Source organism: Paenibacillus sp. USHLN196 (assembly GCF_037144955.1).
Classification (GTDB): Bacteria; Bacillota; Bacilli; order Paenibacillales; family Paenibacillaceae; genus Paenibacillus; species Paenibacillus xylanexedens_C.
In genome coordinates, this window is record NZ_JBBCYH010000002.1 from 296,398 (window position 1) to 321,533 (window position 25,136).

At 47.9% G+C, this 25,136-nt stretch carries 24 protein-coding genes; 17 read left to right on the top strand and 7 right to left on the bottom strand.

The window, feature by feature from the left end; translation table 11 throughout:
• Positions 1-2: 2 nt before the first annotated feature.
• Positions 3-959, top strand: coding sequence for an ABC transporter ATP-binding protein (locus tag WFI24_RS04580; RefSeq protein ID WP_336759115.1), 957 nt, complete (start codon positions 3-5; stop codon positions 957-959).
• A complete protein-coding gene (locus tag WFI24_RS04585; RefSeq protein ID WP_336759117.1) occupies positions 949-1,554 on the top strand; it encodes an ABC transporter ATP-binding protein in 606 nt (201 codons plus the stop codon). Before WFI24_RS04580 ends, WFI24_RS04585 begins: the two co-directional genes overlap by 11 nt.
• A gap of 138 nt (positions 1,555-1,692) precedes the next feature.
• Here the strand turns inward: WFI24_RS04585 and WFI24_RS04590 are convergent, their stop codons facing one another.
• The gene (locus tag WFI24_RS04590; protein ID WP_336759118.1) at positions 1,693-2,886 is read right to left on the bottom strand and encodes a MalY/PatB family protein; all 1,194 of its coding nucleotides are present in this window, start codon (positions 2,884-2,886) and stop codon (positions 1,693-1,695) included.
• Positions 2,887-3,297: 411 nt separating this feature from the next.
• Here WFI24_RS04590 and WFI24_RS04595 point away from each other — a divergent pair, with 411 nt between their 5' ends.
• Positions 3,298-3,990, top strand: coding sequence for a stalk domain-containing protein (locus tag WFI24_RS04595; RefSeq protein WP_336759120.1), 693 nt, complete (start codon positions 3,298-3,300; stop codon positions 3,988-3,990).
• A 116-nt stretch (positions 3,991-4,106) separates the two neighbouring features.
• Here the strand turns inward: WFI24_RS04595 and WFI24_RS04600 are convergent, their stop codons facing one another.
• Positions 4,107-6,116, bottom strand: coding sequence for a S9 family peptidase (locus WFI24_RS04600; RefSeq protein ID WP_336759122.1), 2,010 nt, complete (start codon positions 6,114-6,116; stop codon positions 4,107-4,109).
• Positions 6,117-6,512: 396 nt separating this feature from the next.
• Between WFI24_RS04600 and WFI24_RS04605 the strand changes: the two genes are divergently transcribed.
• The 6 genes from WFI24_RS04605 to WFI24_RS04630 all read left to right on the top strand — a co-directional run bounded on the left by WFI24_RS04605 (position 6,513) and on the right by WFI24_RS04630 (position 10,697).
• Entirely contained in the window at positions 6,513-7,070 is a 558-nt protein-coding gene (locus tag WFI24_RS04605; protein ID WP_336759123.1) for an STM3941 family protein, read from the top strand.
• Positions 7,071-7,117: 47 nt separating this feature from the next.
• Complete coding sequence (locus WFI24_RS04610) at positions 7,118-7,981, top strand: aldo/keto reductase (protein WP_442956197.1); 864 nt, start codon at positions 7,118-7,120, stop codon at positions 7,979-7,981.
• Positions 7,982-8,200: 219 nt separating this feature from the next.
• Positions 8,201-8,587: a GntR family transcriptional regulator gene (locus WFI24_RS04615; RefSeq protein WP_026081254.1), complete on the top strand. Its 387-nt coding sequence runs from the start codon at positions 8,201-8,203 to the stop codon at positions 8,585-8,587.
• Positions 8,580-9,278 (top strand): ABC transporter ATP-binding protein, encoded by a 699-nt coding sequence (locus tag WFI24_RS04620; protein ID WP_336759127.1) that lies wholly within the window; start codon positions 8,580-8,582, stop codon positions 9,276-9,278. The genes WFI24_RS04615 and WFI24_RS04620 overlap by 8 nt, the downstream gene beginning before the upstream one ends.
• Positions 9,275-10,015: a hypothetical protein gene (locus tag WFI24_RS04625; protein WP_336759128.1), complete on the top strand. Its 741-nt coding sequence runs from the start codon at positions 9,275-9,277 to the stop codon at positions 10,013-10,015. Before WFI24_RS04620 ends, WFI24_RS04625 begins: the two co-directional genes overlap by 4 nt.
• Positions 10,016-10,196: 181 nt before the next feature.
• The gene (locus WFI24_RS04630) at positions 10,197-10,697 is read left to right on the top strand and encodes a hypothetical protein (RefSeq protein WP_336759130.1); all 501 of its coding nucleotides are present in this window, start codon (positions 10,197-10,199) and stop codon (positions 10,695-10,697) included.
• Between the two features lie 141 nt (positions 10,698-10,838).
• Here the strand turns inward: WFI24_RS04630 and WFI24_RS04635 are convergent, their stop codons facing one another.
• Positions 10,839-11,723: a WYL domain-containing protein gene (locus WFI24_RS04635; protein ID WP_336759132.1), complete on the bottom strand. Its 885-nt coding sequence runs from the start codon at positions 11,721-11,723 to the stop codon at positions 10,839-10,841.
• On the bottom strand, positions 11,671-13,026 hold the full coding sequence (locus WFI24_RS04640) for a helix-turn-helix transcriptional regulator (protein ID WP_336759134.1): 1,356 nt from the start codon (positions 13,024-13,026) through the stop codon (positions 11,671-11,673). The genes WFI24_RS04635 and WFI24_RS04640 overlap by 53 nt, the downstream gene beginning before the upstream one ends.
• 261 nt (positions 13,027-13,287) lie before the next feature.
• Between WFI24_RS04640 and WFI24_RS04645 the strand changes: the two genes are divergently transcribed.
• From WFI24_RS04645 to WFI24_RS04660, 4 genes are read left to right on the top strand one after another with little or no spacing between them, the layout of a single operon-like run.
• Positions 13,288-14,094, top strand: coding sequence for a nucleotidyltransferase domain-containing protein (locus WFI24_RS04645; protein ID WP_442956194.1), 807 nt, complete (start codon positions 13,288-13,290; stop codon positions 14,092-14,094).
• Positions 14,095-14,146: 52 nt separating this feature from the next.
• On the top strand, positions 14,147-15,697 hold the full coding sequence (locus WFI24_RS04650) for a 3' terminal RNA ribose 2'-O-methyltransferase Hen1 (protein ID WP_336759136.1): 1,551 nt from the start codon (positions 14,147-14,149) through the stop codon (positions 15,695-15,697).
• Positions 15,694-17,172 carry an AAA family ATPase gene (locus WFI24_RS04655; RefSeq protein ID WP_336759138.1) on the top strand — a complete coding sequence of 493 codons (1,479 nt, stop codon included), beginning with the start codon at positions 15,694-15,696 and terminating at the stop codon, positions 17,170-17,172. Before WFI24_RS04650 ends, WFI24_RS04655 begins: the two co-directional genes overlap by 4 nt.
• A gap of 43 nt (positions 17,173-17,215) precedes the next feature.
• Positions 17,216-18,373 (top strand): polynucleotide kinase, encoded by a 1,158-nt coding sequence (locus WFI24_RS04660; protein ID WP_336759140.1) that lies wholly within the window; start codon positions 17,216-17,218, stop codon positions 18,371-18,373.
• Positions 18,374-18,515: 142 nt separating this feature from the next.
• On the opposite strand, the gene WFI24_RS04665 is transcribed toward WFI24_RS04660, so the two are convergent.
• Positions 18,516-18,908 (bottom strand): RidA family protein, encoded by a 393-nt coding sequence (locus WFI24_RS04665; protein WP_336759141.1) that lies wholly within the window; start codon positions 18,906-18,908, stop codon positions 18,516-18,518.
• A 439-nt stretch (positions 18,909-19,347) separates the two neighbouring features.
• On the opposite strand from WFI24_RS04665, the gene WFI24_RS04670 reads away from it, so the two are divergent.
• On the top strand, positions 19,348-19,599 hold the full coding sequence (locus WFI24_RS04670) for a hypothetical protein (RefSeq protein ID WP_145320846.1): 252 nt from the start codon (positions 19,348-19,350) through the stop codon (positions 19,597-19,599).
• 63 nt (positions 19,600-19,662) lie between these two features.
• Here WFI24_RS04670 and WFI24_RS04675 read toward each other — a convergent pair whose 3' ends face one another.
• Complete coding sequence (locus WFI24_RS04675) at positions 19,663-20,583, bottom strand: AEC family transporter (RefSeq protein ID WP_336759634.1); 921 nt, start codon at positions 20,581-20,583, stop codon at positions 19,663-19,665.
• Positions 20,584-20,742: 159 nt separating this feature from the next.
• On the opposite strand from WFI24_RS04675, the gene WFI24_RS04680 reads away from it, so the two are divergent.
• From WFI24_RS04680 to WFI24_RS04690, 3 genes are all read left to right on the top strand, one after another.
• Positions 20,743-21,258: a mismatch-specific DNA-glycosylase gene (locus tag WFI24_RS04680; protein WP_336759143.1), complete on the top strand. Its 516-nt coding sequence runs from the start codon at positions 20,743-20,745 to the stop codon at positions 21,256-21,258.
• Positions 21,259-21,460: 202 nt separating this feature from the next.
• On the top strand, positions 21,461-22,036 hold the full coding sequence (locus WFI24_RS04685; protein ID WP_336759144.1) for an RNA polymerase sigma factor: 576 nt from the start codon (positions 21,461-21,463) through the stop codon (positions 22,034-22,036).
• Positions 22,014-23,627 carry a hypothetical protein gene (locus WFI24_RS04690; protein ID WP_336759145.1) on the top strand — a complete coding sequence of 538 codons (1,614 nt, stop codon included), beginning with the start codon at positions 22,014-22,016 and terminating at the stop codon, positions 23,625-23,627. Before WFI24_RS04685 ends, WFI24_RS04690 begins: the two co-directional genes overlap by 23 nt.
• Positions 23,628-23,852: 225 nt before the next feature.
• Here the strand turns inward: WFI24_RS04690 and WFI24_RS04695 are convergent, their stop codons facing one another.
• Positions 23,853-24,914, bottom strand: a complete 1,062-nt coding sequence (locus tag WFI24_RS04695) for a LacI family DNA-binding transcriptional regulator (protein ID WP_336759146.1) — start codon at positions 24,912-24,914, stop codon at positions 23,853-23,855.
• Positions 24,915-25,136 lie beyond the last annotated feature (222 nt).

The following is a 25,136-nucleotide window of genomic DNA, read 5'->3' on the forward strand; positions in this document are numbered from 1 at the left end:
ATATGGCTCTTCTTGATATTGAGGGAGTGTCGGTGTCATTTCGGCGTGCTCGTGGATGGTTTGGGCATGAACAGACGTATGTCATTCAAAATCTGGATCTTTCCGTACATGAGGGAGAGATTATGGCAGTTGTAGGTGCAAGCGGATCGGGTAAAAGTGTGCTGGCGCAAGCCATTATGGGTATTCTGCCTGCCAATGCCAGGTTGGATGGGAGGATTAGCTATAGTGGCGAGCCCTTGTCCCCAGAGCGGCAACTTCAACTGCGTGGTGATGAACTGGTGTTAATTCCGCAATCCGTCAGTTATTTGGACCCGTTGATGAAGGTGGGAAGGCAAGTTCAGCCGGTAACCCGGGATTCGGGACGGAAGCCCAGATTCATGACTCGATCCCACTTGAAAAAGACGGAGCAGGAGCTGACCGAGCGGTATCGTCTTCCTCAAGGAACAGCCGGGAAATACCCGTTTGAGTTGTCCGGAGGTATGGCAAGGCGTGTGCTGATGGCGACAGCGACCACGGTTCAGCCCAAGCTGATCATTGCCGATGAGCCGACACCAGGCATTCATCCCGAAGTGCTGGCCGAGACAATGAAGCAATTTCGCGAACTTGCAGATCAAGGTGTAGGCATTCTGTGGATTACTCATGATATCACGACGGCCCTGACGGCAGCGGATCGCATCGCTGTGTTTTACGCGGGGGCCAATGTAGAGACGGCGCAAGTAGATGATTTTACGGGGAATGGAGAACGTCTGCGTCATCCCTATACGAAAGCGCTGTGGAATGCACTGCCGCAGAATGGATTTCAGCGGCTTCCAGGCTCTCAGCCGTTGGCAGGTCAAGAGATCACAGCAGGCTGTTCATTTGTTCCCCGATGCAACGCAGCAACCGCTGCATGTACTCGCGAACGTCCAGAGCTTCGTAAGATACGAGGCGGAGAAGTGAGGTGTATCCATGTCACTTGAAGCACGGGAGGCGAGTTATCGTTACGATCAGAAATCATGGGTATTCCAACAGATGAACATGCAGGTGCAACAGGGAGAAGCGGTTGGCTTGTGGGGACCTAGTGGTTGTGGCAAAACAAGCCTTGGACGCATCCTTGCAGGATATGCCGAACCTGTGGCAGGACAAGTGCTACTGGATGGGAAACCACTCCCTCGCACGGGAGCATGTCCGGTTCAGCTGGTATTCCAGCATCCGGAGAAGGCGGTGAACCCACGCTGGCGAATGCGCCGCGTGCTTCAGGAGGCGGCTGTGCAGGATGAGCATTTGCTCGAAGCCTTGGGTATCCAGCAAGCCTGGCTGGACCGCAGGCCGGGTGAATTATCCGGTGGAGAACTGCAGCGTTTCTGTGTGGCGCGGGCGCTCGGCACAGCGACACGTTACGTGATCGCAGATGAGATGACGACGATGCTGGATGCGATCACTCAGGCACAGATCTGGCATACCGTGATGGGGGTGGCTCGCCAGCGTAATCTGGGGCTATTGATCATAAGCCATGATCGGGATTTACTGGACAGGCTGTGTGACAGAATTATTCCGATGCCCACGTCACTGTAGTTTTTTGAGCCTATATAGTCATTCAATACAAAAAAAGGGTGCCCCTGAAGTCATTAACCATGAGTATAAACATGGATATGACTATGGGGGCACCCTTTTTCCTATTCATAAGCACTGTACATAGATAAGACGTACAGCTTAATTGTCCGACAGTTTGCTAACCAGCACAGATAATCTCCGCATCGCCTCTTCAACCGTAGAACGTGGACAGGCTACATTAATGCGCATGAATCCCGTCCCTTCTGTTCCGAAGAAACTTCCATCATTGAAAGCAAGCCCCGCTTCATGAAGCAGCATGTTGCACAGTTGTGCATGTGGGATATTCAGCTCCCGGAAATCCATCCATAACAGATAGGTCGCTTCGGGCAGATGCATTTTGATCTGTGGCATGTGTTCCGTAACATACTGTTGTACATACTCCATATTTCCACGGATATAGGCAAGACACTCATCCAGCCAGCTCTCGGCACCGTTGTATGCAGCTTCGGTTGCGACGGCGCCCAGTGTACTGATACTGGCAAGTCCCATCGTTTTCACACCCTGCGCGAACGATTCACGCAACTTTGCATTAGGGATGATGATATTGGATGTGCTGAGGCCGGGAATATTGAATGTTTTGCTTGGAGCCGTACAGATGATGCTTAGATCAGAGACGGCGTCCGAGATCAGGGTCAGCGGTGTATGAGCTCCGCGCTGATGAACAAGATCAGCATGGATTTCATCTGAAACGATCAGTACGTTATATTGCAGACACAGTGACGTAAGCCCTTCAAGTTCCTCACGAGTCCATACACGTCCAACCGGATTATGAGGACTGCACAGAATCAGCATCTTGACCCGACCCGTCTTCAAGCTGGATTCCAGTTGTTCCAGATCCATCGAGTAATGACCATCATTCTCTATCAAAGGATTGGTGATCAGTTCACGGCCTTGACCACGTACCACCTCATAGAAGGGAGCATACACCGGAGTTTGGATCACCACGGCATCTCCCGGATCCGTGAATCGTTGTACAGCAATGCTGAGTGCTGGCACAATACCTGGAGTGAATACGATCCAATCATCGTTAATTTTCCAGTTGTGGCGCCGTTCCATCCAACCTGCAACGGCTGCATGATATGCCCCTGTCCGCACCGTATAACCAAAGATTCCATGCTCCATACGTGTTTGCAGGGCCTGAATGACGGACGGTGGAGCAGCAAAATCCATATCGGCAACCCACATCGGAAGCGCATCAGCAGCGCCGAAAATATCCTCAAGTGCATCCCATTTTTCAGATCCGGTAGAAATCCGGTTAATAGACTGGTCAAATGTACTGTTATTGTTGTTCATCGTATGAATCCCCCTTGAATTTCCGTTCCTTCGACCACAATCGACAAATAATTATCTAATACATTGGTAATTTTCGCAACTCATGAACGTGCATGATTAGCTTCATATGTATGATCCGAAATTCGGGACTTTATTCATATAAGAACAACTTAACGAGCGAGAGAACAACGGGAATACGACAAAGACTAAATTTGTACGCCCCTGGTCCTGTTTTGTCCATTTATCGTTTACAACCTCTCACCAGATGCTATTATATTGCTAACATTTGATGGAACAACGGGTTGTTATCCGAATAGACTCGTACCCATACATGATGAGCATAACACTACATGAGTCTTTTGCATAAATCGAAGAGCGTCTTGAACGGTATTATGCAAAAGGCCGACATTTGAATTCAGGAGGCGTATAGGGATGAAAAGCAAAAAGTGGTTGATTGCTGCTGGTGTATTTGGCATGGTGTTGACAGGGTCGGCAGGTGTATATGCAGGAACTCAACTGGAGACGATCAAAGCTTACCTAAACCATGGGCTCGCCATCGAAGTGAACGGACAGAAATTCACACCGACAGGTGACCAGGGCAAAAAACTTGCACCCATTACGTATCAGGGTAGTACATATCTCCCCGTTCGCTCCATTGCCGATGCGTTGAAGACCGAAGTGAAGTATGATTCCCAAAACAATAAAGTAAGCATCGGTTCCTCAAGCTCCTCCGGTGGGTCAACATCCACAGACAATAGGGGATCAACATCGCCATCTACAGGCACGAACACACAAGCGGCAGGCGTGAAGTCCAAGTATCTTCCGGTTGATTTCCCATTACCGAAGGATGCAAAGGCAACAAGTCTCATTGAGAGCAATGTAGACGGCGACAATAAAAAAGTAGTGCTCACGTACACCACCAAAGAAACGTTGCTAACCGTTGGAACATCCTACAAAGACTACTACCAGACCAAAAATCTAAGCCAAAACAGTCAGGATATCCAGGCAGACGGCTTCAGCATCGTGGGTCGTGAAGATGGTAAATATGCCGTGACGATCACAGGTGCTGTGTCTGCAACCAACAAGGATCTGAATGAAATCACCGTGGTATGGGGCGAAGAGTAATCTTCCCTTCATACAAAGTGAACAGCAAAAGCCGCCCGTTGAAATCGTAACAGATTTCATTGGACGGCTTTTAGGGTTGAATCATCTCTGATTCTATACTCTGAATTAATAGTCCGTTACAGGTACTCGTTAAACCATCCAGCAATATGCTCCAGGCGGCGTACTCTCAAGTGAGGGTGACCTCCACGTGACAGCTCATGGTTAGCGCCCGGGAAACGAACGAGCCTTGTGGTCTGCTTACGCCGTTTCAACGCAATGAACAACTGCTCGGCCTGTTCAATCGGACACCGGAGATCTTGTTCGCCATGCAAAATGAGCAGCGGCGTGTTCACGTTGCCGACATAAGCGAGCGGAGAGTGCTTCCACAGTTTTTCCGTGTCATCCCACGCGTTACCGCCAATCTGGTCTTCCGTGAAGAAATATCCAATGTCACTTACACCGTAGAAGGATAGCCAATTGGAGATGGAACGCTGGGTAACTGCAGCCTTGAAACGATCCGTGTGCCCGACAATCCAGTTGGTCATGAAACCACCATAGCTGCCACCGGTTACACCCAGCCTGGATTCATCAATGAACTCATATTGGGACAGCGCATGATCTACACTTTCCATAAGATCGCGATAATCGCCACCGCCGTAATCTCCACGACAGGCGTCTACAAACTGCTGTCCGTATCCGAGGCCACCGCGTGGATTGATATATATAACAGCGTAGCCTTGTGCGGCGAGAATCTGGAACTCATGCATAAATGTAAAACCATACATCATGTGCGGGCCGCCATGAATCTCCAGAATGGTCGGGATTTTGACTCCGTCGACCATACCATGAGGTTTCATGATCCATCCTTGCAACCGCAGGCCATCCGAGGAATTGAACCAGAAGGTCTCTGGCGTGCTGAGATGGATCTCATCCTCAAGCTGTGGATTGCTGCGGGTGAGCTGAATCGGCTCTACTCCGGGATTTTCTGGTTGCTCATACACATATAGATCACCAGGATTTTGCGTATCGGCTACAGCAGCAACGATTCGCCCGTTGTCCAACTCTGCAAACTGATAAATCTCCCGTTCGTCAGGCCACATATAGTCGGCACTGCTGCCGTCTCGTGCGAATCTGGCGATGCGGACACTACCATGTATGGTTGCTAGACACAGGATGGAGGAACCATCCCGGCTGAATACAGGCCCTGTGGTTGTCAGATGTGATCGCATGTCGCCGACAATGCTGTGATTTAACTGTACGTCCCAATCGGTGCTCAGACATACGAGCTCACCACCTGATACCGGAAGGGTGTACAGCTTCACAAGCGTGGCATTTCCATAGGAACGGTCACTGGCGAGCAGTGCAATGGATTGTCCATCCGGTGCAAAGGCCAGCCGGCTGAACGTATATCCTTCCGGGGTCAACTGCTGCACATCCGATCCGTCTGCCTTGGCAAGGTACACATGATTGGTTAGAGTGTAATCGTTATGATCCTCGCCATCTTCGGGCAGCTGGGCAATCCATGCAATGGATCTTCCGTCCGGTGACCAAGCGTAGTCTCCAACGTCATAATGACCTGTAGTTACAGGGAGTGGTTCCACATCGATCGGTGCGAGAGCGAAGAGGTGGGAACGTCTACCGTTCCATAATCCGCTGGCATCTGATTTCATGCGAATCCGGTCTACGACATGTTCTTGCAGCAGTTTAGGTCCATCGTCTATAGGATCTGTATGTTCTGATTCCTCATCTCCGCTCATATCCACGGATGATTTCACAAGTATGGTATGACCATCCGGTGACCAGAGCAGGGAACTGACGCCATGTTTCAGGTGACTGATTTGCTGTGCTTCTCCTCCATCTGATGCGATGATCCACACTTGGGATTTCCCATCAACCTCTCTTAAAAAGGCCAATTGAGACCCATCGGGCGACCAGGCAGGGGAATGATCCTTCTCACCAGAGGTAAAGGGTCTGTCCTTTCCACTCCCCAGATGCAGCAGTCTCAGGTGAGAACAATAACCGTCACGTGCTTCATTCGTTTTCCGGCTTACATAGACCAGTTGTCCGCCTTGAGGGGACGGAGTTGGATCATTAACCCATGTAATCTGATAAAGATCTTCCGATGTTATGCCGCGTAGACTGTTCATTGTTTGTCCTCCCACCATGAATTAGAATTGGCTAATTTCCTAACCTTTCCATTTATATTAACGGAAAGCTAGGGACAGGACAATAAGGGTAATGAAGGAGAGGCAATACTTTTATAACAGCGATCGAAAGGTTGTTCTGTCATCGGAGTGGCCCGTGTAAATATTCTTAGTTCAATTCATATAGGTGTGTTAAAAGGATTTGCTCGAAGGATGACGAATCCTAATGTTGAATAACCGCAGAAATGACGAAAAATTGTCTTTATCTAATGTTTAACACAGGTGGATTTTGTTTAATGTACCATGCTATTCCTGTTCTACATTAAGGTATTCGATTCATAGCATTTCGTTTATATATAAAGCTTATCATTCAGTCGGTAATGAAGGAGGAACGTCACGTTGAGCACATCCTATGAGCAGCATGTGGAATATCCAAACCGGAAACGAATGGCGTGGCTTACGGCAGGGGCTGCACTTTTTGTGGTAGCCGGATTTTTTTTGATTTTTGATGGTTCCTCAGTTACGGATGATTCCATCCTTTCGGGTGTGATTGGACTTCTTTCTATTTTGTTTTTCGGGCTATGTTTCTGCTACAGTCTGGTAAAGATGATTAAGAAGGAGCCTTCTTTTGTAATCGATGAGGATGGGTTTGTGGATTCATCTTCTTATACTGCAGGAGGAGCAGTGGCATGGAGAGACGTTGAGAATATTTTTATGTATGAATTAATGGGACAGAAAATGATCGGAATCAAATTGCGGGATGAGAAAGCTTTTTTGGATCGCCAGAACGGGATGAAACGTAAGTTGATGACGGTTAACAGCAATATGGTCGATGCGACGATTAGTGTTGCCCAAAGTAGCCTGACTTTGCCACTGGATCAATTGTATATCATGATGATGAGCCACTGGAGACATGTGAGCGATAACATGATTCATGATTCGTATAGTCGTCGTTAGAGAGGTCGCAATGTCCATAAAGTCTTCAGAATGGAGGAATATAGATGATGCATGGTAATCAGACACGCACAATTCTGCTCCCAGATGGAACGGCCTTGCCTGCGATAGGACAAGGTACATGGAACATGGGAGAGAAGCAATCCAGTCAGGAAGAAGAAGTACGGGCGCTGCGTTCCGGTATTGAACTGGGAATGACCGTGATTGATACGGCGGAGATGTATGCAGAAGGCGGGGCGGAAGTCGTTACGGGGAAGGCCATCTCGGGCTGTCGTGACGAAGTATTTCTCGTATCCAAAGTGTATCCTCATCATGCGGATCGCAAGCAGATGATTACGGCCTGTGAGCGTAGTCTCACGCGTCTTGGTACAGATCGTCTGGATCTGTACTTGCTCCACTGGCGTGGAGGAGTACCGCTCGAAGAGACGGTTCAGGCCTTGGAACAATTGAAGCAATCCGGTAAAATTTTGCGGTGGGGTGTCTCGAATCTGGACACAAGGGATATGCAGGAGTTATGGAGCTTGCCGGAAGGTTCGCATTGTATGGTGAATCAGGTGTTGTACCATGCAGCTTCTCGTGGTATTGAACACGATCTACTTCCCTGGATGCGGGAACGACGTGTTCCGATCATGGCGTATTGTCCACTGGCCCAGGGTGGCAGACTTCGAAATGAATTGTTGGAGCATCCGGTTATTCGGGAGATTGCACAGGACCGAGGGGTCACAACTTCCCAGATCGCATTAGCCTGGGTCATCAGGGACGGAGACGTGCTGGCAATTCCCAAAGCGGTACAGCTGAATCATGTGGCTGACAATGCGGCAGCAGTGAACATCGTTTTGACACAAGAGGAGTTAACCCGGTTGAATGAGGTATTCCCTGCACCTAAAGGCAAGGTACCTTTAGATATCGTGTAGAATAAGACGGAAATACGAATAATAAGTCATGCGGAGCAGATCTACACGATCTGCTCTTTTTTTTGTCCATGCTTATATGCAAAGTTAATCAAATTAACAGATAGCCGAAGCTTCCGCATGACCTAAGCAAAAATAGGTTTAAACAAATGGGCTTTACAATGCTATTTCACTAGTGTACTATATAACTAACACACCAGTACAGGGAGGAGCGAGAGCTTTGTGACTATGGAATTTGATAATAACTTACCGATTTATCTGCAGATCATGCAGTACATCAAAAGACAGATTGTGACCGGAACACTTCAGGCAGGGGACAAAATCCCTTCGGTTCGTGAATTGGCGGCCGAACTACAGATCAATCCCAATACAGTACAACGGACATTTCAGGAGCTTGAGCGGGAAGAAGTGGTTGAAACCAAACGGGGCTTGGGCAGATACGTGACCAGTGAGGAGCGGAAGATTATGACGATCAAAAAAGAGATGGCCGGTGAATTGCTGGAACGCTTTCTGACCGGAATGCAGGAACTGGGGATCGAAGAGCAGGATATCTTATCTATCGTAGCTGATGCCGTTGCGGAAGGAAAGGGAGGAACAACGCATGAGTAACATCCTTGAACTGAACCAGATCAATAAAACATATGGCAATAAGAAAGCGCTCAGTAATATTACATTGGATATTGCACCGGGACGAATCGTAGGTCTACTGGGTAGCAACGGTAGTGGAAAAAGTACGCTCATGAAGCTGGTTGCAGGTTTGTTGCATCCGAGTAGCGGAACGATTCAAGTCACAGGTAAGCCTGTTGGGCTGGAGACGAAGGCACTGGTTTCGTTCATGCCGGATCGTCCATTAACCGAGAAGTGGATGAAAGTGCGGGATGCAATTGCATACTACCGCGATTTCTATGCTGATTTTGATGAAGAGAAGGCACGGGAGATGCTGGACTTTATGAACCTTGTCGAGAGTGACCGGGTACGGCATCTGTCTAAAGGCATGAATGAACGACTACAACTAACACTGGCACTTTCTCGTAAGGCTCGTCTGTATTTGCTGGATGAACCTATCGGTGGAGTTGACCCGGTTGCGCGTGGCAAGATTCTGGATGCGATCGTCAAATTCTATGATGAAGACAGCAGTCTGATCATCTCCACGCATCTTGTGAATGATATCGAACGGATTTTTGATGAAGTTGTCTTTATTCGCAAGGGCGAGCTGGTGATGCGGGAAGAAGTGGAAACGCTCCGTCTGAAATATGGAAAAAGTGTGGATGAGATGTTCAAGGAGGTCTATGCGGAATGATGACATTATTGAAGTATGACTTTAGAAGGAACTGGAATACACTGCTGGCCGGGCTAGTTATTTTGATTATCGCTCAAGTGGGGCTGTCCCTTATCACGTCTGAGGTCACAGGGATTGTGCTTGGCATTATGGGTTATGTTGGAGTTGGTGTGGCTATTTATGTGAAAATGATCAAAACATACACGTCCAATATCCGCTCATATAATCGCCGTCTTTTACCCGTAACGGGCCTGTCACATGTGTTGTCTCCTTTGATCTTTGGAGCCCTTTGCGGGTTGGGGTTAGTCATTATATTCGCGACTCATGCCTACATCTATATCTCAATGAAGCTAAGAATGAACATCGCTAGCAATATTGATCTTTCGGGTTTGCATGTCTCGGATTATATTAGTTTGTTGCTGTTTAGCGCATGGGTTATGGTATTCATGACCGTCATCATCTTCCTTTCGATCTCGATTGCAGGCAGCTTCCGTTGGAAAACTGGGCCATGGATCGGCATCGTTGCATTCTTGGTACTCGTTAATCTGATTGGCTGGTTGGAGAATATTATTATGACAGGGCGCTTTAATCCAAACGAGGTGTTCCAGTACACGGAAGAAAGTACAGGGATCTCGATCACAGCCAATGGTGTATTATGGTCGGACGGCATGTGGGGAAGTACTATATTTGAAATCATCGTAGCCGTTATCTTGGTGTGGGCTACCATCTATCTGAACAACAAAAAAGTTGAAGTCTAATAAAAGGGTCACATGATGCGAGCAACCAGGGTTGCTCGTTTTTTACATCCATTGATAGTTCACTTCACTTTTTGATGAATCGAATCCCGCTAATTATACGTAAGTTTAGATATAATGTGTGCTCGATGTGAGATTAGGTTAAAGAGAACAAAAGGATCTGTAAGGGAAAGGAGAAAGCGTTATGGAACTATACTTCAGGGATAACTTTTTTAATGCCGGTTACACCGAGATTATGAATCCGAATCAGGAACAGGCAGGGCATCTGGATTTGAAAAGTGTCTTTGGCTCTTCGCTCGATGTATCGGATAACTCGGGATTGGTTTGCAGCGGCAAATTCCGCATGTTAACCAATCGCTGGGACATCACTGCAGCAGATGGGCGACATCTGGGTGTACTTCGGGCGAGGTTCAGTTTCTTTAGCAAAAAGTATGAATATGACGCAGGATCACGCGGAACGAATGATGTGTCTGCTCCAGCATTTTCGCAGGAATATGATATAAGCGGCAGTGGTGGCCGGATCGTGGCCAGTTTCCGTCGCACCAACGGCTGGTTTAGTTCCGGGGCATTTGTATTAGACAACCAGTCGGAACAACTGGACACGTATGAATTAATTGCAGTGGTCATGGGCGTACATGCGATTAATAAAAGACGAAACTCGGCTGCCAGCAGTGGTGGAACATAGTGCAGAATCATGGGGTTCACAGGCAGTTAGGTAGTTCTACAGGAATAGAGGAATAAGGTCTGGATAATATCATCCAGACCTTATTTGCGTAGATGAAATTGCTGCTTTTGACAAGTAGACATTTAACCCACTCTCATAAAATCAATGGACATCGGCATTCGCGAGAGGTTCTTCATCATGCTGGTGCGGTATGACGCCTCGTGTGCGTTCAGAATGCTGATCAGGTTCAGCTTGCGCATAACGGGCTAGTGCCTTTGCAGCTGTCTCGGACATGCGCTCCCGCAGCACCGTGTGGTCAGCGATTCGAACCCGTTTGCCCAGAAAACGCATCTTGGATAAGACATAGTCCATCTCATTCCGCGGGACGGTTAGCTCGATCCGATATGTCTGCTCGGCTTCCAGGTACTCGACCTGCTTCTCGAAGCAGGAGAAGGCATAGAGGATTCGGGACAGCTCCTGATTGAATTCGGGCAGGACTTCAATGGTGATGGTCGTCTTACGCTTCTCCGTTATCGCAGCAATTCGTGCAGTATAGTCAGAAGCGGTATCCGGCTCAACCTGCTGGGCTTCCACGGTAACGATGCTGTGCAGCTTGGTGGACATGAGTTTGTCGAAGCGAGGGGCGTACCAGAGCACATACCATTCTTTTTTGACCATGGAATACTCCAGTTTATACGGGAAGCCGAATTCATCCTGACTCGTGCGTCCATTGCGGACGCGACCGATCAGTCGAAATCCCTGGTGATGAAGAATGATTAATCGTAACCGTCTAAGAAGTGGATGAGAGACACTGTTTTCTTCGCTTTTGGCTTTCTCGGTCAGGTAATCCTGAAGGTTCAGGTCCTGCTCATCATGAAGCATATTGTGCATTTTATCCAACGTTACAGGACTCAGCGCTTCTCTCGCAGCAGGGTGATTCAGCATCATACGAAGCCAGGCCCTTTCCTGTGAGGTCCAGGTGAACAGTCCGGTTTCATTCAATCGCGTCATCATCTGGTAATTGAACATCTTCTCGAACAGGTTCATAATATTCCGCAATCTCCTTCCATTCCTTGATCATCTCCTGGCGTAGTCTTTGGGGCGCGATTATCTCGCAGCTTGAGCCAAAACTCCGCAACCACGGTTTGATCTCGGTGGTACCATTGACCTGAATTTCGTAGAGAAAGGTATGGTCTGTTTCGGGTATAATCTTGCCCCATTGACCTTGCAGACGAACCCGATCCAGAATAAAATTGCGCTGACCACGCTCCGGGTGGAAAAAGCGAGCTTGAACCGTCACGGTATTGCCCGTATCCACGAGCCAACTGTAGCGACTGATGTCAGTCCATTGTTGCTTCAATTCGAGCATATATTCTTCTTCTATTGAATCTTGTTCCTCCAGCTGTGTGATGCCTTCCATGCGGAATTTCACAAAGCCGCGGCGACCCTGATATCCAATCACATACCAACGACCATACTGATGGTCATAGACCACTTCTAGGGGTACAATCCGGTTGGATCGTCCGCCTGCTTCCCGTTCAAAGCGTGGATTCGTATTCTGTGAACTGTAGCTGGATGGTTTTTTGGGTGAAAAGTACAAGAACTGCACACGTTTGCGCTGGCGAATCGCACCAAGCAGCGTGTAGAGATGAGCTTCATCCAGGATACGAGAATAATAGTGATACTTATAGATATAGGGCTCGGTAGCTTCTTCTTGCGGATAACTTGCCTTAATGGCTTTCTTCAGACTATCCCGCAATAAGTACCCTTGTACGGATGGAACCTGAGTGTTCGCCATCATATCTACAAAATCATATAACTCCAGCTGTTCCTCCACCGTTAATTCGGTAAGGACATCCTGTTGCAAGGCATATCGATACGGTCTGCCACCGGGCTCCTTCCGTATAACTCCAACCTCTTCCAGATACTTCAGATCAGAGCGAATGGTTTTCTCGTCAGGTAACGCCAGATCTTCCGGCAGATCAGCACAGCAGGCATCCAGCAGTTCCATTGCGGTCAGTGCTTTATCTTGTAAGGTATGCAGAAGGACAGAAAGTCGCTGAACTTCAGTCTCCTTCATAGACTTGGCGCGGAAGAGGAAGAGCAGCATAGGTTCCGCGGATTCTCCATACTGGAAGCGGACGAGATCAGCCATTTCCCGGCTTGCTTCAGCACCTGAACGCTGGTCAGTGACGCTCTGCATGATGTCTTTTAATCTGCGATTGGTTTTATCAAAGGTATGTACGGATATGCCAAGCCGCTCGGCATACTGTTTGCGGTTATATGCACCGCTTGTTAGGGATAACATGCGTAAGAACTGAATTTCTTTGTCAAAACTCTCTCTTGCCATGAACATTCACTCCTTGTTATCCCTTCATTGTAGCAGGAAGAGTGGCTGGTTTCATTTAAACTTATGAAGGTAAACGATAATTTAATGAGTTATGAAAGTGATTCGTCGCCATACTTCTGCCATGTTCGTATGATCATGCTTGGGTCATAATGAGGGTATGAGCGAGGAAGGGCAACACGTTTAATCGATCTGGTGAACAATGCGAGAAGGGAATAGGAATCCATGATACATAATGTAATTTTCTAAAAGGAGGCGACTGACATGACTCATGTTCATGAAGAAATGAGAGATACGATTAGACAACAGCTGATGCAGATTGAACAGGAGGAGCAAGTTCGGATTATCTATGCCTGTGAATCCGGCAGTCGGGCGTGGGGATTTCCTTCACAGGACAGTGATTATGATGTGCGTTTCATATATGTAAGACCGCTGGAATGGTATTTGTCGATTGAGGATAAAAGGGATGTGATCGAACGCCCGATCAGTGATCAGCTCGACATCAATGGTTGGGATCTGCGCAAGGCCTTGAAGCTGTTTCGCAAATCCAATCCACCGCTGCTGGAGTGGCTGCAATCCCCCATTCAGTATGATGAACAGTATAGCGTGGCACAGCATATCCGTGCACTGTCGCCTTTGACCTTCTCGCCCAAGTCCTGCATGTATCATTATCTAAATATGGCAAAGGGCAATTTACGAGATTATTTACAAGGTGAGCAAGTGAAGATCAAAAAGTATTTCTACGTGCTGCGCCCCTTGCTGGCTTGTGGCTGGATCGAACGTTACGATGCGATGCCACCGATGGCATTCGAAGAGCTGGTGCAAGAACTTGTACCTGCGACTACACCGCTATATACGGAGATTCATGAATTGCTGCGCCGGAAAAAGGCGGGCGAGGAACTGGATCTGGAGCCGCAGTTGCCAGCAATACAGGCTTTTTTGACAGAGAAGATCGAGCATGTTGAACGATTGGCTGGCCAGATGGAGAATGAGCAAATAATTCAATTTGAAGAATTGGATCGGATTTTCGAGTTGCATTGCAAGAGGTGTGGGGAACTAATTAGGGCTTGATGACAACGGAAATCGTGAAAGAGAATGGAATTGATCCGAAGGAGGAGAACCGATGCATCTAATCTTGAAAGCAAGCGGCGCTGACGCGGGAGTTGTATCCCATCTGTTAGCGAAGAATCCGCTGAATATATATGACCGCGTAGACAAAGGTGTGCGTGTAAGAATGGTGTACACTGCGGCTACAGAGAACGAAACAGAAGTACTGATTCATGCCGAGCCTGATCCTGTGGATCTGGTGAGAGGTACACCTGATGGATATGACATAACGCAATATATTAACGATCGTGAGTTCGTGACCAGCAGTCTGTTCTGCTCCTACATACGTGCGGCGCTCGGGACGGCCCTGAATGGTAAGCCGAAGGAGGACTATGTGCAGTGGGTGAATCATGCCTTTGAACTGGAACTGAAATTTGGTCCAGTGGCTTCCGATCTGCCCGATAAGGTTGTGGAGGAATTATTCTCGCCATTAGGATACTCCGTTTCGGTGGAACGTGGAGAGCTTTCGTATTCATTTGATCTGAAAAACAGAAGCACGGTTCGCCATATCATCCTGCGTGGTCGTAACACGGTACAACATGCGCTGCGTCAGCTCTTTCTGCTGATTCCAGTACTGGATAATTACAAACATTATTTCATCAGTGAAGATGAGATCGATAAAATCAAACGGTATGGTGAAGGGTGGCTGGATGCTCACCCACTGAAAGAACTCATTGTGAAGCGTACGTTGCGTTTTGCTGAACTGATCCGACAGTATGAGCGACAAGAGGGTGCCTTGTCTGCGTCTTTTGGACAGGAGAGAGGAATAGGTCGCATCTTGGAGGCGGTTATTCAGGAGGTTAACGTGGAACATCGAGAAGACGGAGAACAAGAGCAACGTGGGTCCGAGTCCGATAGCGACGGGATGCAACTTAATGCAGATTCAAAAAGTACAGGTGGTACGGATACAGATACAGCTGAAGGAGATGGGACCCAATCTGAACCGCCCTTGCGTTTAAATGAACTGCGTTATCGAGCGATTATGGATGTGGTTGCAGCTTTACCAGTCAAACGGAGCATTGTTGATATGGGAGCTGGTGAGGGCAAGCTGTCTGCCCGTTTGGCGTACATTCCCGGTGTGGAGGCAATTTTGGCCGTTGAACCTTCCGGTCAGTCGCGGCTCCGGGCCATGGAGCGCTTTGCTAAGTTGGAGGGTCGTTCAGGAGTGGTGGCTATGCCGGAGCCTATCATCGGTTCATTGTTTTATTTTGACGAGCAGTTGCAAAACCAGGACGTTATGATTCTGTGCGAAGTGATTGAGCATATTGAGGAATACCGTCTGAACGGAATTATGGATACGATCATGAACGAATATCAGCCAGAAGTGTTGCTGGTCACTACACCGAACAAGGAATACAACGATGTGTATGCAATGGAGCAGGAAAGTTTCCGTCACCATGATCATCGCTTTGAGTGGACTCGTGCGGAGCTGGCTTCCCGGTGTGAGGAATGGACGTACCAAGGGAACTATGGCTATGAAATTAAGGGTATCGGTGAGCATGCGGAAGGCTATGGACAACCTACCCAACTGGTCATTTTTGATCGGAAAAAGGAGAGTCATTCATGAGGAAAGAAACGGACTTTAACGAAATAGCGGGTGCGGGTAGAGGACAGCAGAATTGGGAAAGTGGGACAGAGGGAAGAGAACGGGAGATTCATCTGCCACATGCAGGTATTGTCGTTCTCGTCGGCCCGTCCAACAGTGGCAAAAGTACGTTACTGGATCGTCTTGTTGCTGAAAGCGTCATTCGCCGCACGGAAGCAGTCTCGTCCGATCAATTCCGCATGTTGGTTGGGGATGATGAGTATGTGGATTGGAAACATCGACCGCGCAGCGAAGCGGATGTGATCTATGCGGAGTATCAGCAAGTATCGGCTAAAGCATTTGAAGCGATGGAGGCGATGCTGGCAACCCGCTGCCGTCTGAACAAGTTGACCTGGGTGGATGCGACACATCTGTATCCCGAGGATCGCGAGCGCCTGATTCAGGTGGCAAGAAAAGCTCATGTGCCTGTAATTGCTGTGGTACTGGATATCCCTGAAAAAGAACTGCTGGAACGTGATGCCCAGCGGGAGTATCCGCGTGGACGTCAACGGGTGAAGCAACAGGTGCAGCAGTTCAAGCGTACATTACGCTCCATCCGTGAGGATGGCTTCGATGCCAGCTATGTGCTGAAGCAGCCGGATGAGATTACATTTGTCCGCACATCCAATCCGCTGGTGATTGATATGGGTACAGGTATTGATATCGTCGGAGATATTCATGGTTGTTACGATGAAATGATGGAATTAATCGTCCGTCTAGGGTATATGGACGAGGATGGAACTGGTCTGTACCGTCACCCCGCAGGACGTAAATTGGTCTCCGTTGGTGACGTAACGAGCCGTGGGCCAGAATCGTTAAAATGTCTGTTGTTCTGGCAACGACATTGTGCCGCCGAGCTTGCCTACATGATTGACAGTAATCACGGCTGGAAGATTGCACGTTATCTGGATGGTCGTGACGTAACGCTGAGTCATGGTGACGAACGGGTGGAGATGGAACTGCTACAGCTTGAGCAGGAGCGAGGTCAAGAGACAGCAAAGCGAGTACGTGCAGAGCTAAGGACCTTTCTGCTTGATGCACCATCTCATCTGGTCTTTTCCCGCAACGGGGTAAGACAAGTGGTTGTTGCACACGCGGGGATTCGAGATCATTTTATCGGAAAACAGTCCAAACGCATTCAGGATTACTGCCGATATGGCGATGTGGAAGGTATGGATGAGCAGGGTCGGCCTGTGCGCAAGGATTGGTACGTGGATCACAATTCGGGTGAATACATCGTCTGGGGACATGATCCCCGTCCATATCCTACGATTGTGAATGATACGGTCAACATTGATCAAGGTGTCGTTTTTGGTGGCATGCTCACTGCTTGGCGAATGCCAGAACGTGAGGCAGTCAGTGTTCCGGCGAAGCAGGATTATGCAGGAGATCCGGATAGTCCATTAAAGCGCTGGGAACAGCGGCGTTTTGCTCCGCCCAACATACGTAAGTTCTAAGGAGGGTTTCACGGTTCAGACAGCATCCAAACTGGATGTTTCTGTGTACGGTGAGGTGGCGAAGACGGCGATTGATACGTTTTTCCATTATACTGTGCCGCTGGAAGAACTGATCTACATCCCGCCTACAATGAGTCCTCCGCCGGGTGTATGCTCCGTAGAGGGATACCTGGAGCATCCACAGGATGCGTTCCAATATTATCGCTCACAGGGCGTTACCCGTATGGTTGCCGAGAAGAAACACATGGGCAGCCGGGCCATTTTGCTTCTTTTCCGCGATGAGCAAGCTGCGGTGCAACGAGTGGGCCGACCGATGGTGGGTAACATTGTGACCCGGACGGGCCGATCCTTTTTTGACCCTTCGACAGAGCAAGATGTGCTTTCCAGATTACATGCGGACTTGACCACAGATGGTTATTTTGATCGTCATCAGACGGAGTTCGTACTGCTCGATGCGGAGATTGTACCTTGGAATCTGAAGGCGCGTGAGCTGATTGCTTCACAGTATGCACACGTGGCCGAAGCCTCGCTCATGGATCGCTCTACGGTGCTGGACAAACTGCGTGAAGCTGAAGCGGCAGGCCGGAATGTAGATGACTGGTTGCAGGAGACAGCAGGTAAACTCGCTAATGCCGAGACGTTCCGCGATGTATTCCAGAAATACTGCTGGGATGTGGAGGATATCGGGGACATTCGAATTGCACCATTCCACACACTGGCACATAGCACGGGAGCATTTTGGGAGCAAACGCATGAATGGCATATGGAGCAGAACCGTGAGTTCGCTCGCATGTCGACCATGATGATGGAGACAGAATATCGCGTAATCGCAAGTGAGGCAGATGAAGCGGATGTCATTCGTTGGTGGGATGAGATTACGGCGGAAGGACATGAAGGTATTGTGATCAAGCCCGAAACGTTCCGCACCTGGAACGGTAATAAAATCATCCAGCCTGCGATTAAAGTACGAGGACGTGCATATTTGCACATCATCTATGGGATGGATTACCTTGCACCCGAGAATCTGTCCCGACTTCGTAAACGCAAAACGTCCAAAAAAGAACGCCACGCTTTAATGGAGAGTGCCTTGGGCTTGGAAGGGATTGAGCGCTTTATACGCAGAGAGCCAGTGGAGCGAATTCATGAATGTGTGCTGGCAACGCTATCACTGGAGTCGGAGCGAGTAGACCCGCGTTTGTAAATTGTTAAATAAAAAGAATAAATGATGAAGCAGGTTCGGAGTTTATCCGACCCTGCTTTTTTTTTGTGTGTATGAACTTCGTTATAGTGAGTAATTTATCAGGTCGTTTTTCTTAGTGCTGGAGCGTTAGGGATTTTCCGAATCAGTCGGTATGTGCAACAGCGCGAATCTCAATCAGTTGATGAGGGAAGGCCAGTCCCGATGTGCCAACCATCGTAACAGCCGGACGATGCGTACCAATATACTCTTTGTACACAGCAACACATGGCTCAAGATGCTCCTGCGGATGAACTAAGAAAATCTCCAGTTCAGCAATGTTCGACTTGGTTACATCGAATGCGGCGAGCACACGATCCAAGTTATCGAGTGTCTGGCGAACTTGTGCTTCAATATCACCCTCACCGATAAACGTTCCCTGCATATCATGTGAAAATTGTCCTGCAATGTAGATCGTACCGTTAACGCTGTATCCCTGAGCAACACTGAATGCTTCTTCCCACGGGACACCGTGGCTATAGATTTGAACTGTAGACATATATGTTCTTCTCCTTTGAATTTCAAGATAAGGTTAGGGCGTGTCTCAAAACTCGCTGAAGTGCATCTTTTACCGCCTTTTCGCCCCCTGCTGCGTCACTTTCCCTTGACGTGCCCCGGCACGCCTGCGAAAAACTTCCTTGCTTGGAACGAAAATTCGGCAAAATCTGCTTCCTTCGGAGTTTTCAGACACGCCCTAGTATAAACGGAGAAAAATAACTTGGGCAGTACGCACTTTCCTGACAGTGACTATCTATAAGGATAGTGTGAACACGGTGTTTGTGAGCCTAATGACTCATTTCAGAGAATCTTTATATCAGGATATTTAATTTTGGTATAACTAACTTAAGTCCTATATCCTTCCACTAGAATCTGGGTAATAATTATAGTAGGCAAGCGATTACTGGAATCTCATAACGTAACGATAGGGGGTAACCTGTATGGCATCCATGATTCTTCTGGTGAAACAGACGGAGGACGATGAGAAGGTTATTTATCGATTCGGACCGAATGAGCGAAAGATGGGGCTCATTGAGATGAATAAGATCAAGGAAAGTGTGAGGGAACTGGAACCTGTCCAAGTGGATGGGGTAAGTCCGAGTTTTTTCTTTAACCGAGCCGCGCAGCGACTGGTACGATGTTTATTCAGGGAAGGCGGCAAGTTCCCGGAACGAACGACGTTTGAATCATAGTTTTAGCACTCAAAAAACAAGCCCACAACCCTGTTCATGGGTCATGGACTTGTTTTTTTATGTTCAGAACGTTTTGGCATAAGAGATCAGTGCCGTAATCGTAATGATATTGAGCAACGTTGAGATCAGTACTGTCTGGGCTGCAAAATCGGGTTCATTATCGTATTCTTCTGCCAGGATGGATGCGTTAACACCAGTAGGCATACCTGAAGCGATAATGAGTGCCTGTGCAGAGATACCTTCCAACCCAAGCAGAAGCACAATCGAAATCCCGATAGCCGGGCCAATCAGAAGACGTAAAAATGTGCTAATATACACATCAAGACGATACAATCTGATGGGATATTTAACAATCTGTGCTCCGAGTGTCAGAAGCGCCACGGCAACCATACTTTGTTGTGCATAGGTCAGCGGCATGGACAGGAACGTAGGCAAGGGAACCTTCCACATGTGGAACAGAATCCCCAGCAAGAGTGCATACGGAACGGGCATTTTAAGAAATCCAATAATCACCGCACGGTAATTGCCCTTGAGCTTCGCGCCCTGGATGGACAATACGCCATAGGTGAAGGTCAGTAATGCCTGCAAAGACATCACCAACGCCTGAATGGAAGAAGCCAGTGGATCACCGCGGAATACGAGTGCATTGATGGGAAGACCATAGTTGCCTGCGTTATCCAGCATAATACTGTTGTTGAAGGCAGCCTTCATGCCTTTATTCATCCGAAGTGAACGCGCAAATATAGAACCTACAATATAAAGAATCAATACATATATTGCGTAAAAGAGTGTCACGGTCCCGAGCAGTTCGCCCGACATATCCGAGTGATACATGCTCATAAAGACGGCTGCGGGGGTAATACAATAGAAATTGATTTTGGCGAGTGTGTACAAGTCCAGCTTGAACACTTTTTGCATCCAGGACCCGACGGCGATCAGGAGAAAGACAGGCAGGACGACTTCTAGCATGATGTCTGCAATCATCAGTTCAGCTTCCTTTTTCATGAAAATTTCAATCCGGTTTCGAAAATACATTGCTTATTATATCATTTTATAGACGAGCATTTTGCATAAATCCCAAGAGTGCCTTTCAATCAGCAAGATATCGATCAAAATGCTAAAAAGATAAGGGGGTCTCCCATTATGATTCCAGATCATCTGGATGTTGGTTTATCCATTCTGTTTATCGGATTTAATCCGAGCATTACGTCAGGTGAAACCGGACACCACTATGCCTACAAGGGCAATCGCTTCTGGCGCATTCTTGAACGGTCGGGATTGACCCCGCGTTTATACGATGCACAGGAGGACGGCGAACTGCTGAAGCTGGGATATGGATTTACGAATATCGTGGCCCGGCCCACCAAAGGCATGGAGGATATTACGAAGGAAGAGTATGCAGAAGGACGACAGATTTTACGGCAAAAGCTGGAGAAATACCGACCGGATATTGCCTGTTTTGTTGGGAAAGGGGTATACACCCAGTACAGCAAGCGCGCCAACGTGCAATGGGGATTCCAGGACGAACCGGTCGTCAAGGAGATCCAGGAGTTCGTCGCTCCATCGTCCAGTGGACTCGTGCGTATGTCGATGGATGAGATTGTGGCGATCTATTCACAGCTTGCTGATTTTGTCGGGGAGAAGAACAGGGAAGATTAAGAGGCAAGAACAAGTGCAGCTCCAAGGTCATCTATAGAGTGAATCGTGCTGCGGAATTAACATATGTGTATTCAGAGTTCACCCATTCGGCTTCGCCGATAAGGGCGAATTCTTTTTTTTGGATAAAGTGAGAGGTTTCGGGAACGACTTCCGTCTATATAGTACAGAACCATGCATGGAAGCTGTAGAGAAGGGGGATTACATGACTCAACAGATACCGGAGGAGGAGCTTATTCAGCGCATTATTGCAGGGGATAAGCAGTTGTTCTCTGTGCTAGTAGATCGATATAAAAATAAAGTCTACGGCATCATGCGCGGAATGGGCGCGAGTCATCCGGATGCACAGGATCTCGCTCAGGATACGTTTATTCGCATCTATCGCTATCTCCCGTCGCGGCGGGAGGGAAGCAGTTTCTCGTCGTGGGTGTACACCATTGCGGTGAATCGGATGCGGGATTTTATACGGGAAAAGAAACCCGTCATGTCTCCGGTCGATCAGGGGATCGAACCTGTCAGTAATGAAACACCGGAAAAACGTGTGCTGCATAAAGAGATGCAGCGTGAAATATATCGACAGCTCGAACAGTTACCTGAATCGTATCGCCTGGTGTTATTACTGAAGTACACAAACGAGTTGAGCTATGAAGAGATTGCAGACATTACGGGTATGAGTTCAACCAAAGTACGCAACGCCCTTTATCGCGGGAAAAAAACGCTGAGGAAGCAAATGGAACGCAAAGGAGGTTTAGCTACGTATGAAGCCTATTTCAAGGGATGAAGATCGGTTATGGGAGGAGCACCTGTACCGTGAGGAGCCGGACGCAGATTTTACGCTTAAGCTCATGCAGAAGCTGGATGGCGTGTCTATGGAACGTGGCGAAGACGAGCATCCATTCGTGAAAAAATCCATAAGAGCGCATTGGATGCGCCGGACTGGAATCGCCGCAGCGGCGGTTGTGATTCTTGCCGGAGGGGCCTGGTTTGCTTTTGACCGTACAACAGAGCCACCCTCCCCCTCAGTGAGCGCTGTGGATCGCCCCCTGCTACCGAATATGCCTGTGCCTGAAGCATTGAAATATTCCTATTTTGCGGATGATTATAAACGTCTTAAACCTCTTGGACTTGTGGTTAATCCGGATATCAATATCAATGACCAGGGCTACACGCTTAAAATTAAAGACGTGCTTGTAGACCGATCTCATATGGTAATGACCATGCAACAAACAACACCTGAGGGATTAGGGTTATCACGGTTACTGTCTGAGATGGGGAGAATTCATGTTACGGATGAAGAGGGGCGACAGGTTGCTACTCTTGCAAGAGATACCAGAACTAAGGGTTCCGTAACTGAACGATTGTTATTCCAGTTTCATGATGAAATTCCGGATCAGGTGGTCGTGCGGGGTGAACTGCGTAATTTGAATGTGGGCAGCTATTATGATTACGAGAAGAAATCTTACGAAGATAGAGATGTTACGGTGGATTGGAGCTTCCAATTCAACATCGATATGACCAAAGCCAAATCATTGGCTGTTGAAAATTCTATGGATAACACATATACGACGCCAGAAGGACTAAAGCTTGATATGACACAGCTTGTACGCACGCCAAACGGAACCCGGCTTGACCTGAATGTGAGTCTGGATGATGAACTTCGTGCCAAAGTTGATGAGAATTGGGCGAGCTATATGAGTATCATCTACCATCTTGAGATTCCTGAAACAAATGAATATCGAATTTTCAATGGAATAAGACCAGATGCCCGTCAAGCCAAGTTCCAGCTCCAAGATCAGAGTGACTTAAGGAACGGTGGGCCGTTGAAGTTGTCAGAGACATGGGACCCTGCGTTGGTAACGGTAGATGCGAAGAACATTCGCTTTGTTATGGATGGTTACACCCTGCCGGTGAAAGAAGAGAAATCAGTGGAAGTTGATCTGAATAAGAGGCGTAAGGACACGAATTTTTATACCTTTGCACAATTTGAACAGCTTGGAGATAAAATATTATTCTATGATTTTGAGTACGAGCCACTGATGGAATCGTATGATCCTCCGAAGATTGATGTAAAGGAAGGGTATTCACTAGTTCTGAAGGGGAGTGGGACGTTCCGAAATGCTTTCATGGGTGATCGCTGGGTTGCAGTAGATTCGGATGGAAAAGAGTATCCTGTTGAAGTGAACGGTTATCCGGATCAACCTAATAATAACGGTGAATACGTTGAAGATGATCTGCAATTAAAAATTCGGGGGTTTAACGAAGAAAAGGGTACAAAATTCACTTTGAAAAGAACCGTAGTCAATAGAGAGTATCGCGATGTGAATTGGGAAGTGGATCTTCCGTCGTACAATAGCTTGCCTTGGCTGAAATAACCACTAGTACAATTCAAGACATGAAGTAAATGAAAGCTTCGAATGGATGTATAAGGTTGGATCAACAGATTTAAGTGTGAATGTACAGGAATATAAGGATATAAGCCTGATATACGAAAAAGGCCATGCATAATATGCGGGGCCTCTTTCGTTTGCACCAGATTTACGGAGACAGCAAGTACATAACGAATCCATCTTCAGAAAAGTGCAGTTACCCTTTCCGAATTATGCCGATTCCCTTGGAATCAACGTGGTCGATAACATAACCGTTTCTTTCGGTGTCCCCGGGCGTTCAATCCGGCGTTGCAAAGCCTCGACGGCTCGCTGTCCAAGCTCCTCTTTGCACAGGTTAACCGTGGTCAGTGGTGGGGAGGACGTAACGGCAGAATGTACATTGTCGATACCGATGACAAGGCAATCTTTAGGTGTAGAGATACCCATCTCCTGTAATTTGTGCATCCATTGCAAAGCAATATCATCATTAACACCAATCCAGGCATCGGGACGTTCGTTATCTGGCATGTTTTGAATGGTGGTAGCCAGTTGGTTAACCCATTCGCCGTTCTCGTACGGAATGTTCCATTCTCTGAAGCTGGTCGTATGACTGGTATCCACATGGAAATGGTTCAAAGCCAACTCAATCCCGATCTTCCGCTGGGCGAAGCTCGCAGCACGACCATCATCTGTGATGAGGCCGATCCTTCGGCAATTCATAGACATTAGATATCTCGCGACGGTGATGCCAGCTTCCAGATTATCATGGCTGATCGTATCACAATTCAGCAGGGGTTCCTGATGATCTACCAGAATAATAGGCCGACCCGTCTGAGAGAGCCGTTGCAGAACTGTATGAGGAAAAGCCCCCATGACAATAATCCCGGCACATCGTTCCCAGTCCAAATGAGGAGCAATAGCTTTTTCGGGAGAGGTGTTCTCGTCCGTCACTCCGAGTGAGGGGGATACAATGGCATGATGCCAACCACGCTCATTACAGGCGGAGATCATACCTGACAGAACACGTTGCCAGTAGTGGGGTTCACCGCGGTTGAGCTGATTCATGCAAATGAGAACAAACGGTGGATCGGCAGGATCCACATGGTTTGCAGCAGCAGAACTATTGCTAGTACCTGGAGTACTTTGGCGATACCCCAGTGCCCGAGCGAGTTCCAGTACCCGTGCGCGTGTCGCTTCACTGACGCCCGTCTTGCCGCTGAGTGCACGGGAGACGGCGTATTTGGATAATCCGAGCTGGTCAGCCAGCGTCTGAATGGATACTTTGCGTGACATATCATTACTCCTTCATTTGACGATCATCTTCTGACACAGTACACTTACAAATAATAATGTTATTATAAATTATCATAACAAAAATAACAATATAAATTGGAGTGCTAGATCCAATCTATATATGTTCAACTAAACATTTACACGATAACGGAGAGGGCAGAAATAATCTGAAGAAGCGAAGCGTTCGCCTTTATCACCGGATTTTCCCTTCTCAAATGGGAA

Excerpts from the sequence above, each read along its gene's own strand:
- WFI24_RS04580 (WP_336759115.1), top strand. The coding sequence starts at position 3 with ATGGCTCTTCTTGATATTGAGGGAGTGTCGGTGTCATTTCGGCGTGCT.
- WFI24_RS04585 (WP_336759117.1), top strand. The coding sequence starts at position 949 with ATGTCACTTGAAGCACGGGAGGCGAGTTATCGTTACGATCAGAAATCA.
- WFI24_RS04590 (WP_336759118.1), bottom strand. The coding sequence starts at position 2,886 with ATGAACAACAATAACAGTACATTTGACCAGTCTATTAACCGGATTTCT.
- WFI24_RS04595 (WP_336759120.1), top strand. The coding sequence starts at position 3,298 with ATGAAAAGCAAAAAGTGGTTGATTGCTGCTGGTGTATTTGGCATGGTG.
- WFI24_RS04600 (WP_336759122.1), bottom strand. The coding sequence starts at position 6,116 with ATGAACAGTCTACGCGGCATAACATCGGAAGATCTTTATCAGATTACA.
- WFI24_RS04610 (WP_442956197.1), top strand. The coding sequence starts at position 7,118 with ATGCATGGTAATCAGACACGCACAATTCTGCTCCCAGATGGAACGGCC.
- WFI24_RS04620 (WP_336759127.1), top strand. The coding sequence starts at position 8,580 with ATGAGTAACATCCTTGAACTGAACCAGATCAATAAAACATATGGCAAT.
- WFI24_RS04625 (WP_336759128.1), top strand. The coding sequence starts at position 9,275 with ATGATGACATTATTGAAGTATGACTTTAGAAGGAACTGGAATACACTG.
- WFI24_RS04630 (WP_336759130.1), top strand. The coding sequence starts at position 10,197 with ATGGAACTATACTTCAGGGATAACTTTTTTAATGCCGGTTACACCGAG.
- WFI24_RS04635 (WP_336759132.1), bottom strand. The coding sequence starts at position 11,723 with ATGAACCTGTTCGAGAAGATGTTCAATTACCAGATGATGACGCGATTG.
- WFI24_RS04640 (WP_336759134.1), bottom strand. The coding sequence starts at position 13,026 with ATGGCAAGAGAGAGTTTTGACAAAGAAATTCAGTTCTTACGCATGTTA.
- WFI24_RS04645 (WP_442956194.1), top strand. The coding sequence starts at position 13,288 with ATGACTCATGTTCATGAAGAAATGAGAGATACGATTAGACAACAGCTG.
- WFI24_RS04650 (WP_336759136.1), top strand. The coding sequence starts at position 14,147 with ATGCATCTAATCTTGAAAGCAAGCGGCGCTGACGCGGGAGTTGTATCC.
- WFI24_RS04655 (WP_336759138.1), top strand. The coding sequence starts at position 15,694 with ATGAGGAAAGAAACGGACTTTAACGAAATAGCGGGTGCGGGTAGAGGA.
- WFI24_RS04665 (WP_336759141.1), bottom strand. The coding sequence starts at position 18,908 with ATGTCTACAGTTCAAATCTATAGCCACGGTGTCCCGTGGGAAGAAGCA.
- WFI24_RS04670 (WP_145320846.1), top strand. The coding sequence starts at position 19,348 with ATGGCATCCATGATTCTTCTGGTGAAACAGACGGAGGACGATGAGAAG.
- WFI24_RS04675 (WP_336759634.1), bottom strand. The coding sequence starts at position 20,583 with ATGATTGCAGACATCATGCTAGAAGTCGTCCTGCCTGTCTTTCTCCTG.
- WFI24_RS04680 (WP_336759143.1), top strand. The coding sequence starts at position 20,743 with ATGATTCCAGATCATCTGGATGTTGGTTTATCCATTCTGTTTATCGGA.
- WFI24_RS04685 (WP_336759144.1), top strand. The coding sequence starts at position 21,461 with ATGACTCAACAGATACCGGAGGAGGAGCTTATTCAGCGCATTATTGCA.
- WFI24_RS04690 (WP_336759145.1), top strand. The coding sequence starts at position 22,014 with ATGAAGCCTATTTCAAGGGATGAAGATCGGTTATGGGAGGAGCACCTG.
- WFI24_RS04695 (WP_336759146.1), bottom strand. The coding sequence starts at position 24,914 with ATGTCACGCAAAGTATCCATTCAGACGCTGGCTGACCAGCTCGGATTA.